Annotated in this window: 11 protein-coding genes; 6 read left to right on the plus strand and 5 right to left on the minus strand. The window is 69.8% G+C overall.

Going from position 1 to position 12,980, the window contains the following annotated elements:
* Positions 1 to 2 precede the first annotated feature (2 nt).
* Entirely contained in the window at positions 3 to 1,721 is a 1,719-nt protein-coding gene (locus KV397_RS01155) for an amidohydrolase (protein WP_261811964.1), read from the plus strand.
* Here KV397_RS01155 and KV397_RS01160 read toward each other — a convergent pair.
* Positions 1,689 to 2,276 carry a hypothetical protein gene (locus KV397_RS01160; protein ID WP_131494463.1) on the minus strand — a complete coding sequence of 196 codons (588 nt, stop codon included), beginning with the start codon at positions 2,274 to 2,276 and terminating at the stop codon, positions 1,689 to 1,691. The two genes, KV397_RS01155 and KV397_RS01160, sit on opposite strands and share 33 nt — an antisense overlap.
* A 125-nt stretch (positions 2,277 to 2,401) precedes the next feature.
* Here KV397_RS01160 and KV397_RS01165 point away from each other — a divergent pair, with 125 nt between their 5' ends.
* On the plus strand, positions 2,402 to 3,634 hold the full coding sequence (locus tag KV397_RS01165) for a glycosyltransferase (RefSeq protein ID WP_131494462.1): 1,233 nt from the start codon (positions 2,402 to 2,404) through the stop codon (positions 3,632 to 3,634).
* A 5-nt stretch (positions 3,635 to 3,639) separates the two neighbouring features.
* Positions 3,640 to 4,869, plus strand: coding sequence for a glycosyltransferase family 4 protein (locus KV397_RS01170; RefSeq protein ID WP_261811965.1), 1,230 nt, complete (start codon positions 3,640 to 3,642; stop codon positions 4,867 to 4,869).
* A 74-nt stretch (positions 4,870 to 4,943) separates the two neighbouring features.
* On the opposite strand, the gene KV397_RS01175 is transcribed toward KV397_RS01170, so the two are convergent.
* Together KV397_RS01175 and KV397_RS01180 are read right to left on the minus strand one after the other, a co-directional pair.
* The gene (locus KV397_RS01175) at positions 4,944 to 5,510 is read right to left on the minus strand and encodes a hypothetical protein (protein ID WP_153243049.1); all 567 of its coding nucleotides are present in this window, start codon (positions 5,508 to 5,510) and stop codon (positions 4,944 to 4,946) included.
* Positions 5,511 to 5,568: 58 nt separating this feature from the next.
* On the minus strand, positions 5,569 to 5,730 hold the full coding sequence (locus KV397_RS01180) for a hypothetical protein (RefSeq protein ID WP_165875520.1): 162 nt from the start codon (positions 5,728 to 5,730) through the stop codon (positions 5,569 to 5,571).
* Between the two features lie 87 nt (positions 5,731 to 5,817).
* On the opposite strand from KV397_RS01180, the gene KV397_RS01185 reads away from it, so the two are divergent.
* Positions 5,818 to 6,792 (plus strand): GlxA family transcriptional regulator, encoded by a 975-nt coding sequence (locus KV397_RS01185; RefSeq protein WP_153243048.1) that lies wholly within the window; start codon positions 5,818 to 5,820, stop codon positions 6,790 to 6,792.
* Between the two features lie 173 nt (positions 6,793 to 6,965).
* Here the strand turns inward: KV397_RS01185 and KV397_RS01190 are convergent, their stop codons facing one another.
* Entirely contained in the window at positions 6,966 to 7,667 is a 702-nt protein-coding gene (locus tag KV397_RS01190; protein WP_261811966.1) for an NRDE family protein, read from the minus strand.
* Positions 7,668 to 7,734: 67 nt separating this feature from the next.
* On the opposite strand from KV397_RS01190, the gene coaBC reads away from it, so the two are divergent.
* Positions 7,735 to 8,934: a bifunctional phosphopantothenoylcysteine decarboxylase/phosphopantothenate--cysteine ligase CoaBC gene (gene coaBC / locus KV397_RS01195; protein WP_261811967.1), complete on the plus strand. Its 1,200-nt coding sequence runs from the start codon at positions 7,735 to 7,737 to the stop codon at positions 8,932 to 8,934.
* 98 nt (positions 8,935 to 9,032) lie between these two features.
* Positions 9,033 to 11,249 carry an ATP-dependent Clp protease ATP-binding subunit gene (locus KV397_RS01200; protein ID WP_153243046.1) on the plus strand — a complete coding sequence of 739 codons (2,217 nt, stop codon included), beginning with the start codon at positions 9,033 to 9,035 and terminating at the stop codon, positions 11,247 to 11,249.
* Positions 11,250 to 11,460: 211 nt separating this feature from the next.
* Here KV397_RS01200 and KV397_RS01205 read toward each other — a convergent pair whose 3' ends face one another.
* Positions 11,461 to 12,948, minus strand: coding sequence for a glycosyltransferase (locus KV397_RS01205; RefSeq protein WP_261811968.1), 1,488 nt, complete (start codon positions 12,946 to 12,948; stop codon positions 11,461 to 11,463).
* Positions 12,949 to 12,980: the final 32 nt, after the last annotated feature.

Consider the following 12,980-nt stretch of genomic DNA (forward strand, 5'->3'; position numbering starts at 1 on the left):
GCATGAGAGTGGCAGACCTCGTCTTCACCGGTGGTTCCCGCGGCGGGAGGGCGTTCCTCTCCGATGCAGCGCGGTCCACCGCTCGCGCCGTCGCGGTCACCGACGGCCGCATCAGTGCGATCGGCCACGACCTGTCGGAGATGATCGGCCCGGACACCGAGGTCGTCGATCTGGCCGGTGGGCTCCTCGTGCCCGGGTTCCAGGACGCGCATGTGCACCCGGTGTGGGGCGGACTGGACATGCTCCGGTGCGACCTCTCGGGCCTCGCGACGCGTGAGCAGTATCTGGCGCGGATCGCGGAGTACGCCGCGGAGCACCCCGACGACGAATGGATCCTGGGCGGTGGCTGGCAGATGTCGGCCTTTCCCGGAGGTACGCCGACGGCCGCGGATCTGGATACGGTCGTGCCCGATCGCCCCGCCTTCCTCCCCAATCGCGATGGGCACGGCGCCTGGGTGAACTCGCGGGCGCTCGCGCTCGCCGGGATCACCGCGGAGACCCCGGATCCCGCGGACGGACGCATCGAACGCGACGCGGGTGGTGCCCCGAGCGGAACCCTGCACGAGGGAGCGATGGGCCTGGTGAACCGGCTGCTCCCGGCCGAGCCCGTCGAGCGTCTGGTGGAGGCGCTCGTCCAGGGGCAGCGGTACCTGCACTCCTTCGGCGTCACCGCCTGGCAGGATGCGATCGTCGGCACCGAGTACGGCGACGCGGGTGACCCGCTGCCCGCGTACCGTGCCGCGGCAGCCACCGGGGAACTCACCGGTCGGGTCGTGGGCGCCCTGTGGTGGGACCGCTCGCGCGGCCTGGAGCAGATCGAGGACATCGTCGAACGGCGCGCTGCCAGCTCCGTCGGTCGCTTCCGTGCCCGCAGCGTGAAGATCATGCAGGACGGTGTGGCCGAGAACTTCACCGCCGCGATGCTCGAACCCTATTGCGACGGCCACGGGCATCCGCGTGAGGACTCCGGCATCTCGTTCGTCGAGCCGGAGCTGCTCAAGGAAGCGGCGACCCGGCTCGATGCCCTCGGGTTCACGCTGCACTTCCACGCCATCGGCGACCGTGCCGTGCGCGAGTGCCTCGACGCGGTCGAAGCCGCCCTCCTGCACAACGGTCCGCGCGGGAACCGGCACCACATCTCGCACATCCAGGTCGTGCACCCGGACGACGTCCCCCGGTTCCGAGCGCTCGACGTGACGGCGAACATGCAGATGCTGTGGGCCACACTGGAGCCGCAGATGGTCGACCTCACGATCCCCTTCCTCGGGGACACGCGCAGCGCCTGGCAGTACCCCTTCGGTGATCTGCTGCGCTCCGGAGCCGTGCTCGCCGCGGGCAGCGACTGGTCGGTGAGCACCCCGAATCCGCTCGCCGCGATGCACGTGGCCGTGAACCGCCGGTCGGCTCCGACCGAGTGGGAGGGGGATTATCCGCCGTTCCTGCCGGAGCAGGCGATCGACCTCGGGACCGCGCTCGCCGCGTACACCTCGGGATCCGCGTACGTGAACCACCTCGACGACACCGGCACGATCGCGGTGGGGATGCGGGCGGACCTCGCCCTGCTCGACCGCGACCCGTTCGCGCACCCCGTCGAGGAGATCGGGCTCACCGAGGTGCACGGCACCTGGGTCGAAGGCGTGCGGGTGTACGACGCGGCCGACGGGGTCGCGGGGGACTCCCGCGGTCGGTCAGGCGGGGTCGAGGCGCAGGACCTCGGGTGATTCGCCGCCCGTGAGGTCGTCGGCGATGCGGAGGCTGCGGGCCAGGTCGTCGAGCGCGCCGGTCAGCGTGCCGAACCGCTCCTTGTCGCTGCACACCGCCGTCAGCGTGACCAGATGCGTCCCGGTGTCCCAGGTGTAGGTGGCGAACGGGGGAGACGCGGGAGACGGCGGCATCGGCACGAGGAGCTTCTCGCCCACGCCGAGTCGGCTCGGAAAAGACTCGGTGTCGTCGTAGTCCATCGGCATCGAGGCGCGGGCGATGCGGACCTCCGGTGTCAGTACCTGCGCCGTCGCCATCGCCACGACCAGCTCCGGCTCCGCCTTCCACGTCCACACCAGCACGCGCCCGTCGGCCCGCTTCATCAGCATCGGTGCCGCCTGGCTCATCGCCCAGGCACCGAACCTCGAGCCGGGGCGCTCGGTCGCACCGACGGCGGCGTTGACCTGGCCGAGCAGCATCCGGATCGCCGCCTTCCGGTGCCGGCGCCCCTTCCATCCGAGCGAGTCCGTCACGGGAATCCACAGCTGGGGATCGGCCTCGGCAGTCAGTCGCATGCTCCCACGTTAACGGCTGAGGCTGAGGGGATGCCGGTACGCCTCGGCCGTGGAATCAGGGCGCTCGGGTAGAGTGGCCAGCGCCCGACCAGGGCTCCTCCTTGGCCGCCACATCGTAAGGCAGCATGTCTGTGACCTCCTCCGACGATCCGACCGATCCGTCGCGCGGCCCCGCCGCCGAATCCGCGCCCCGACCGTTGAAGATCGTGATCGGCTGCGACACGTTCGCGCCCGACATCAACGGCGCCGCCCGTTTCGCCGAGCGCCTCGCCGCCGGCCTCGTGCAGCGCGGCCACGACGTGCACGTCGTGGCGCCCAACCAGGCGTATCGCCGTGCCCAGCCGCACACCGAGGTCATCGAGGGCGAGCCGATGACCCTGCACCGGTTGCCGTCGGTGCGCTGGGCGCCGCACGACTGGCTGCGGTTCGTGTGGCCGTGGCGATCGAAGCACTATGCCCGCAAGGTCCTGGATCAGGTGCAGCCGGATGTCGTGCACATCCAGTCGCACATCGTGATCGGGCGCGGACTCGCGTACATCGCGAACGAGCGCGGCATCCCGGTCATCGCGACCAACCACGTCATGGCCGAGAACATCCTCGACCACACCACCATGCCGAAGTTCATCGACGACCTCGTGCTGAAGTTCGCGTGGGCGGACGCCAAGCGCACGTTCGACAAGACCCGTGCGATCACCACACCCACCCGCCGTGCCGCCGACTTCCTCGAGAAGACGGTCGAGGTGAAGGGCGTGATCCCGGTCAGCTGCGGTATCGATCGCACCCAGTACACGCCTGTCCTCGCCCCGCGCGACGAGAACCGGATCATCTTCGTCGGCAGGCTCACCGCCGAGAAGCAGGTCGAGGTCATCCTCAAGGCGATGACGAAGCTCGACCCCGCACTCGACACCACCTTCGACATCGTCGGCGGCGGCGACCAGCGCAAGCAGCTGGAGCACCTGACCGCCCAGCTCGGACTCGCCGATCGAGTGACCTTCCACGGGCGCACGAGCGATGAGGAGCTCCGGGCCCTGCTGTCCCGTGCCAGCCTGTTCGTGATCGCCTCGATCGCGGAGCTCCAGTCCATCGCGACGATGGAGGCGATGGCCTCGGCCCTGCCGGTCGTCGCCGCGGACGCCGTGGCCCTCCCGCACCTCGTGCACGACGGCGAGAACGGCTACCTGTTCGAGCCTGGGAACGTCGACGAGCTCGCCGCGCGTCTGACCGACGTGCTCACGGCGGAGCCTGCGGAGTACGAGCGGATGCAGCGGGCCTCGCTCGACGGCGTCGCGATCCACGACATCAACCGCACCCTCGACACCTTCGAGGCGCTGTACCGCGACGAGCCGCTGCCGGAGTAGCGGCCATGCACATCGTCTTCTTCGGCGATCAGCACCTCGACTCCCTCGGCGGGGCCCAGGTGTCGATGCGGCTCCAACGCGAGTTCCTCGAACGAGCCGGGCACACCGTCACGGTCGTCGCGCCGAGGATGCAGGGCTCGCGGGCGTCATCCGGCTCTCACGGCGGCGCCTTCGTCGATCTGCCGTCGATGCCGATCACGGTCGATCGCGAGTACTCGATGAGCTGGCCGGGCCGGGCGACGGACCGCTTCCTCGACCGGGCGATGACCCGCCGTCCCCCCGTCGACCTGGTGCACGTGCAGGCCGACTTCTGGGGTGCGTTCATCGGGCATCGCTACGCGCAGCGGCACGGACTCCCCGTCGTGCACACCATGCACAACCGCGTGGACGTCGGGATCGCCGCGGTCACCCCGCTGCACCGGCCCGTGCTCGCGGTGCTGAACACGTGGCGAGGCATCGCGATGCGCGGCATCGGACGATCCGTGCGCGGGCGGGACGGGTGGGCGTTCCTGCGCGGACTCGCGGCCGGGGCATCGGCCGTGACCGCGCCGTCGACCCACTTCGCCCGGCGCCTGGAACAGCACGACGTCTTCCCGCAGGTCGACGTGATCTGGAACGGCATCGACGACGACCTGCGCGCGCAGACGCTCGCCGCGCGTCCTGCGACTCGGGAACCGGGACGGCCGCGATTCGTGTGGCTCGGACGGATGAGTCCGGAGAAGCGCCTGCTCCCGTTCCTGGGGGCCTTCGTCGCCTCGGGCGTCGATGCGGACCTGGAGATCATCGGCGGCGGCGCTCAGCGTGCGGCCGCCGAGAAGGTCGTCCGTGGGATCGACGGCGTGCGATTCGCCGGACGGCTGACCTACGCGCAGACGCTGGAGCGGATCGCCGCCGCCGACGCGCTCGTGCAGACGTCGATCGGCTTCGAGACCCAGGGGATGACCCCCTTCGAGGCGGCCACGCTCGGCACGCCCTCCGTGATCTGCGACCCCGACATCGGCGCGGAACTCGGCGGCGGACTCTGGGCGGTACCGGATGTCGACCCTGCGGCGTCGAGCCGGAACATCGAGGTGCAGAGGGTCACCGCACTCGCGGAAACCCTGCGGCGGGCCGCCTCCGACATCGCGGGCGGCACCGCCCCCGTTCCGGTCCCCGAGGTCGCCGAGGCGTTCCGGCAGTCCTCGCGCACGGCCGCCATGATCGCCGTCTACGAGCGGGTGCTCGCGAGGCCCTGAGAGCTCGCGATCCCGAGCACGCGTCGAGGTGACGGGGCGATGCTGTCCGTTCTCGGTGGAGACGCCGTCCGCTCTCAGATGAACTGGAGCAGCGTGATGGCGATGCTGGTGAAGACGAACCCGATGGCGCCGACTCCCGCGATGCCGATCGCCATGCCGGTGAGCAGTCTCGACCCGGCGCGGCGCATCGCGATCAGACCCAGGATCAGCGCCACGACGTAGACGAAGAAGCTCAGGATGCCGATCCCGTTGTCGAACGCGAGCATGAACTCGTATCCGCCGACGCCGCCACCGCTGTAGACGAATGGCCGCACGATGGATCCGAACAGATTGATCGCGAAGGTGGCGACAGCGATGATGAAGGCCGCGCGAGCGAGCGGATTGCTCTCGCGGACGGGTGCCGGTCGGCCGGAAGGGGCCAGCGGATAGGCCTGGGGAGCCGGGTTCGCCGTCGGATACGCCTGTGGCGGGGCGGCCGCCTGCGGTGCTGTCGGATACGGAGGAGCACTCGGGTACCCCTGCGCCGTCGCGGGGTACTGAGGCGCGGCGGGCAGAGGCGTGGCGGCTGGCGGCGGTGCCGCCGGAGCGGCCGGGAGGTCGTGTCCGGAAGGCGGGACGGGAGGCTGCACGGGCTCGCTCATGACGTCGAGCGTAGCCGTGGATTGCCGGATGTGCACCGCGCCTCGCCTTGCACCGAGGTCACCGGTAGAGGCGTCCGGACTCCGCTTCCTGGTGGAGGTCGCGGCCGGCGAGGCGTCTCCAGTCCGTCGGCACGCGACGGTAGCCGTCGCGGCGGAGCTCGACGAACGTGGCGATCGTCGCCCAGGCGGCGAGGGCGAGAAGTGCGATGACGAGTATCATGGCAGAAACGCTACGTTCATCGTTGAACCGCCACGAGTGGCAGAGAAGACTCTGAGCGTATGAAAACTGCCATTCGGGAGCGTGTACATGAAGACGGTCGCCTGCGTCATCCAGGACGGGTTCGCACCCTTCGAGTTCGGCGTCGCGTGCGAGGCGTTCGGCCTCGATCGCGCTGACGATGGTGTGCCGAACTTCGACTTCCGCATCGTCGCCCCCCGCGCGGGCGTCGTGGCGTCGAAGATCGGTTTCTCGGTCAACGTCGAGCACGATCTGACGTTCGCCTACGAGGCGGATCTGGTGGTGTTCTGCCCCCTTCCCCGGGAGCACTGGGGAGACATCGATCCGCTGCTGCTCGAGCTCGCCAGGCACGCCGTCGCGCGTGGCGCCTGGGTGATGAGCGTCTGCAGCGGATCCTTCATCCTCGCGGCGGCCGGAGTGCTCGACGGGCGTCGAGCCACCACGCACTGGATGTACGCGCACACCATGGCGGACATGTACCCGCAGATCGACATCGACCCCGACGTGCTGTTCGTGCAGGACGGGAAGGTCATCACCAGCGCGGGCACGGCAGCGGGGATCGATGCCTGCCTGCACCTGCTCCGTCAGGAGGTCGGCGCCGAGCTCACCAACCGCATCGCACGGCGCATGGTCGTTCCGCCGCAGCGTGACGGCGGACAGGCGCAGTTCATCGACCGACCGATCCCGCAGGTCCCCACCGACTCGCTCGCCGCGGTGGCGGACTGGGCCGTCGAACACCTGCGAGACGATCTGGGTGTCGAGCAGCTCGCCGCCAGGGCGCTGATGTCACCGCGGACCTTCGCCCGGCGGTTCAAGGCCGAGTACGGCGCGACACCCGCGGCCTGGCTCGCCCGTCAGCGCATCATCCACGCGCAGCGGATGCTGGAGCGCACCGGTCTTCCGCTCGAGCACATCGCGGATGAATGCGGTTTCGGGTCGGCGGCGGTGCTGCGGCAGAACTTCGCCCGCGTCCTCGGCCTCACCCCCACGGCCTACCGCGCGCGATTCTCCTGCGTCGAGGAGCCGGCGCTTCCCGCCGCCTGACCCCCCTCCCCTCTTCCCCTCGGTGCGTGATCAGGTCGACGCCCCCGCTGAGTGTCGACGCCCCCGCTGGGCGGCGCGACACAGGAGGGGCGTCGACGACAGGCGGGGGTCTCGGCGGGAGTGGGGGAGTGCGGGAGTGGGGGAGTGCGGGGGTGGGGGCGGGGAGGGGAGTGTCACTCCGGAAGGTGCGCGGGGGAGGGGAGTGTCACGTCGCGGACCTCGACGCCCTCGGGGGTCACGGTGGCGATGCAGTACAGCAGCGACTGGGTGGGATAGCCGTGCGGGCGGTTGTCGCGGATGATGGCCCGGTCGTCTTCGGGCGGCAGCTCGGCGGAGGAGGCGAGGAGCGCGGTCCACTCAGCCGTCCAGTCGGCGCTGTCAGCGGTCGGGCCCAGGGCGCGGAACTCCGGCAGCCAGGCTTCGATCCGCGGGGTCGTGGCATCGTCGAGGTCATCGTGCGCGATCATGTGCGTGCCGGGATCGATGCGTGTCTCGCGCAGTTCGACGCCGTCCCACGACAGCACGCGCGCGCCTTCGGGGCCGACCTCGAGCAGGTTGAAGCCGTGCATGGAGAGGGGCGCGACGGGGGAGCGCCCCTGCACCGATTCCAGTGCCAGGGCGCCGCGGGAGACGGCCCGCGCGGCGGGGAGGTCGCTCACGTCCGCCCGGTTCAGCAGCACCGCGAGCCGGCGTTCGGCGGGGTTCGCGGCGAGCCAGGCGCCCCCGGCGCGCCGATCGCGGATCCCGATCACACCGGGATGGTCCTCCGGCCACCACGGTCCGAGGGAGTCCCACGCCCGCAGCGGATCTTCGTCGCGGACCGCGAGGAGTCGTGCCGAGCCGGCCTTCTCGACATCGATGACAACCGTGCACACGCATCCAAGTCTAGGTCGAGGAAGAGGTGTCGGCCCATGGCGGCGGATGCTGGGGCAGAATCGAGACGTGAACATCGTGGTCGGAGTCACAGGCGGCATCGCCGCGTACAAGACGGTGCACCTCGTGCGCCTGCTCACGAAGGGTGGGCACGACGTGACCGTGGTGCCCACGGAGGACGCCCTGCGTTTCGTGGGGCTCCCGACCTGGGAGGCGATCAGTCGTCATGCGGTCACCACGAGCGTGCACGACGACGTCGCGAAGGTGCGGCACGTCGCCCTGGGGCAGAACGCCGAGCTGGTGATCGTCGCGCCGGCGACGGCGAACTCGATCGCCAAGATGGCCGCCGGGCTCGCCGACGACCTCCTCGGCACGACCCTGCTCGCCACCGAGGCTCCGGTGCTGATCGCCCCGGCGATGCATGCGGAGATGTGGCGGAACCGCGCGACGCAGGCGAACATCACGACGCTGCGGGAGCGCGGTGTGCACGTCGTCGGCCCCGCGGACGGAGAGCTCGCCGGCGGTGACAGCGGCCCCGGCCGGATGTCGGAGCCCGAGGAGATCTTCGCCGCCGCCCAGGCGCTGCTGACTCCCGGTGATCTCGCCGGTGTGCGCGTGGTCGTCTCGGCGGGGGGCACCCGTGAGCCGATCGATCCGGTGCGCTTCCTCGGCAACCGCTCCAGTGGCAGGCAGGGGGCGGCGCTCGCTGCGGAGGCCGCCGCCCGAGGGGCCGAGGTGACCCTGGTGTCGGCCAACATCTCGGGCGAGGTGCTCGCCGAGGTGCGGCACCCGTCGATCCGTGTCGTGTCGGTCGGGACGGCGGCAGAGCTCTCCGAGGCGATGACGCACGAGTCCTCCCTCGCCGATGTGGTCGTGATGGCGGCGGCGGTGGCGGACTATCGACCGGCGGCGGTGTCGGAGCGCAAGCTCACCAAGGAGGGGGGTGGGATCCCCGCCATCGAGCTGGTCGAGAACGAGGACATCGTCGCGGCGCTCGCCTCGCAGCGGCGATCAGGTCAGCTCGTGGTCGGGTTCGCCGCGGAGACTCCGGAGGATGCATCGGAGCTCCTCGCCCGTGCCCGCCGCAAGCAGCACCGCAAGCGCGTGGACCTGCTCATCGTGAACGAGGTCGGGTGGGAGCGGGGATTCGAGAGCCCCGAGAACGCCGTGCACATCCTTGGACCGAACGGTGCCGACGCGGGCAGTGCATCGGGGTCGAAGCGCGCGGTCGCGGCCGCGATCTGGGATGCGATCGCACGCGCGCGCTGAAGGAATGCTAAACTTGAGTCAACAACACTCAACTTTGATCCCGCCTTCCGACCCGGCAGGCGGGGGACGACCAGAAGGAGCATCTCCAGGAGGAGCGCATGACCACCCCGCAGACCGGTAGCCAGAATCAAGAACAGCAGTCCGCCCTCGAGCAGTTCGGCATCAACCTCACCGACCGCGCCCGCCAGGGGAAGCTCGACCCCGTGATCGGACGCGACAGCGAGATCCGTCGAGTCAGCCAGGTCCTCACCCGCCGCACGAAGAACAACCCCGTGCTGATCGGTGAGCCCGGCGTCGGCAAGACCGCCGTCGTGGAAGGACTCGCCCAGCGCATCGTCGCGGGTGACGTCGCCGAATCCCTCAAGGACAAGGAGCTGGTCACCCTCGACATCTCCGCCCTCGTGGCCGGTGCCATGTACCGCGGGCAGTTCGAGGAGCGGCTGAAGCAGGTGCTCAAGGAGATCACCGAGTCCGACGGACAGGTCATCACCTTCATCGACGAGCTGCACGTGCTCATGGGTGCCGGCGGGGGAGAAGGATCCGTCGCCGCCTCCAACATGCTCAAGCCGATGCTGGCCCGTGGTGAGCTGCGGCTGATCGGCGCCACCACGCTCAACGAGTACCGCGAGTTCATCGAGAAGGACGCCGCCCTGGAACGTCGCTTCCAGCAGGTCTACGTCGGCGAGCCCACGGTCGAGGACACGATCGCGATCCTCCGTGGCCTCAAGGGGCGGTACGAAGCGCACCACGGGGTCACGATCTCCGACAGTGCCCTCGTGGCGGCCGCTGCGCTCTCGAACCGGTACCTCCCGGCCCGACAGCTGCCCGACAAGGCGATCGACCTGATCGACGAGTCGATGTCCCGGCTCAAGATGGAGATCGACTCCTCGCCCGTCGAGATTGACCAGCTCAAGCGGCAGGTCGATCGGATGAAGCTCGAGGAGCTCGCGCTCAAGCGGGAGAAGGATGCCGCTTCCAAGGAGCGCCTCGGTGTGCTCCGCGAGCACCTGGTCGAGATGGAGAAGGAACTCGCCGGCCTCGAGTCCCGATGGGCGCGCGAGCGGCAGGGCCTGAACCGGGTCGGTGAGTTGAAGAAGCAGCTCGACGATGCGATCACCCAGCGCGATCTCGCGATGCGCAACGCGGACTACACGAAGGCCTCGAAGCTCGAGTACGAGACCATCAAGCGCCTGGAGCGCGACATCGCCGAGGCGGAGCAGGCCGAAGCCGCGACACCCGCCGAGCCGCGCATGGTCAACGAGCAGGTCACCGAAGAGGACATCGCCGCCGTGATCGCGGCGTGGACCGGAATCCCGGTCGGTCGACTGCTGCAGGGCGAGAGCGAGAAGCTGCTGCACCTGGAGAACGAGCTCGGCAAGCGGCTGATCGGACAGAAGGATGCCGTCAAGGCCGTGTCCGACGCCGTTCGTCGTTCGCGTGCCGGGATCAGCGACCCCGGTCGCCCGACCGGCTCGTTCCTGTTCCTCGGCCCGACCGGTGTCGGGAAGACCGAGCTGGCCAAGGCGCTCGCGGAGTTCCTGTTCGACGACGAGCACGCCATGGTGCGCATCGACATGTCGGAGTACGGCGAGAAGCACTCGGTGTCCCGACTCGTCGGCGCCCCTCCGGGATACGTCGGCTACGAGCAGGGTGGTCAGCTGACCGAAGCCGTGCGTCGTCGGCCGTACAGCGTGATCCTCCTCGATGAGGTCGAGAAGGCCCACCCCGAGGTGTTCGACGTGCTGTTGCAGGTGCTCGACGACGGTCGCCTGACCGACGGCCAGGGTCGTACGGTCGACTTCTCGAATGTGATCCTGATCCTCACATCGAACCTGGGATCGCCGATCCTGATCGACCCGGTGCTCGGGCCGGACGAGAAGCGCGACCAGGTGATGGCGCTCGTGCGGCAGGCGTTCCGTCCGGAGTTCCTGAACCGACTGGACGACATCGTGATGTTCTCGGCGCTGAGCGAAGACGACCTTGCGCAGATCGTGGAGCTCTCCGTCGACCAGCTGCACGACCGGCTGCGCGACCGTCGCCTCACGCTCGCGGTCACCCCCGATGCGCGGGCCTGGCTCGCTGAGCGCGGCTATGACCCGATGTTCGGAGCCCGACCGCTGCGCCGCCTCATCCAGAGCGAGGTGCAGAACAAGCTGGCGACGGCGTTGCTCTCGGGCGGCGTGCATGACGGCGACACGGTGCGGGTCGACGTGGCCGCAGACGGCTCGGGCCTCGTGCTCACCGCGACGACACCGGACCCGGAGCCGGAGCCGGAAGACGACGAGGTGATCGAGGCCGAGCTGCTCGACGACTGAGTTCTATCAGGACTGAGTGGTATCAGGGCTGAGTGGTATCAGGACTGAGTTGCATGGGCCGTGGTGTTCGCCCGCCTCACTGTCTGAAGGAGAACTCACGCTAAGAAGGAGGAGATGCGTCAAAGCCTCCTTCAAAGGGTGAGTTCTCCTTCGCGGCGTGTGCGCGCGCGGGGGTATGCGGGAAGTGTGTATGTGGGCGGCGCCGCGCCGCTCAGCGGCCGAGCATCCAGAGCGCCCGGCGTCGCAGCGCGCCCGCACGACGACGCAGGCGCACGGGCAGGGGTTGATCGCGTGCGGCGGCGAACAGCTTCGCGTCGTACACGGCCCGCAGCTCCCGCGACCAGCGTCGGGTGACGGCGTCATCGGAGAACTCCGAGGCGCGGGCCACCGCGCGACGACGCATCGCCTCGACTGCCGCCGGTGGCATGGCCTGCAGGTCGACGATGCGTCGCGCGAGGGACTGGACGTCGCCGTCCGGGACGAGGAAGCCGTCGACTCCGTCGCTGATCATGTCGGCAGGGCCGTAGCGGATGTCGTAGGCGAGCGGGATGCAGCCGGCGGCCATACTCTCCACGAGCACGAGCGGCAGCCCTTCGGAGGTCGACGTGAGCAGGCTGAATCCCGCGGAACGGAACGCTGAGCGTGCGTCGGGGTCGTATCCGCGCAGGTGCACATGACCGTCGGCGTGCAGGTGCTGGATGTGCTCTTCCAGGGCTGCTTCGCGGGGGCCCTCTCCGATGATGTCGGCATCGATCGTCGAATCGGCGGCGTGGGCGACAGCGACGGCCTCCACCGCGTGTTCGAGTCGCTTGCGGCGTGTGAGTGAGGCGACGACGACGCCGCGTGACGCGTCGCGGGTCACGGCAGCGCGCGGGGGCAGGGCGACAGCGTTCGGGATCGTGCGGATCCGGGCCGTGACGTCGATTGCGGCGAGATCCTCGATGAGATCGGTGCGCTGTCGCGACGTGAGGACGACGATCTCGTCGAACTCCCCGGCGCGACGCAGCACGGATTCGCGTGTCGCCCGGAGCGTCCCCGGCCGCCCGCCCACGCGATGCGACGCATGGACGATGTGCACCGTGACGACATTGTCCCGTCGATAGTCGGCGACCGAGCGCGCGGCCGTCTTCGAGTCGACCAGCAGGAAGCTGGGCGCCTTGCCGGTCAGGCGGTCGAACCACCAGCGGTACAGGCCCCACGTCGTGCGCCAGCCCCGCAGCGGTGCGCCGTCCGTCGAGTAGAGCACGACCTTCCGGTCGTCGCCGGGGCGCTCGGTGGCGAGCAGCGAGCCGTCGCGGCGGAACCGATCCACCAGCATCCGGCCGGCATCGTCGCGGCGTGCGCGGCTCAGGACGGTGCCGTCGTGGGACGCGACCACGTCGCCCGCCTGCGGCACCAGCAGTTCCGCGGCGGTCGGCGTGGTCCCGCGTGGCCGGGGCGACTCCCGACGCAGCTCGTCCCAGAGGTTGCGGATGCGCAGCCCGTCGATGAGCTCACCTGCGGCGTGGAGACGATCCGCGAACTCGGGATAGTCGGGGCGGTCGTCCAGCGTCAGGATGTCCACGTCGACTCCGCCGAGACGGCGGAACGCCCGCGAGCGCCGCAGCATCGCGCTCGTCATCCCCCCGTGCTGGTCGGCGATCCCCCAGGTGAGCGCGAAGTGCCGAGCGGGAGGAAGCTGAGGGTGAGGGTGGAGCACCCGAGCAACCCTAGGTTCGACGCTTCTGCGCA

Origin of the sequence: Microbacterium aurugineum, assembly GCF_023101205.1 — a bacterium.
GTDB lineage: Bacteria > Actinomycetota > Actinomycetes > Actinomycetales > Microbacteriaceae > Microbacterium > Microbacterium aurugineum.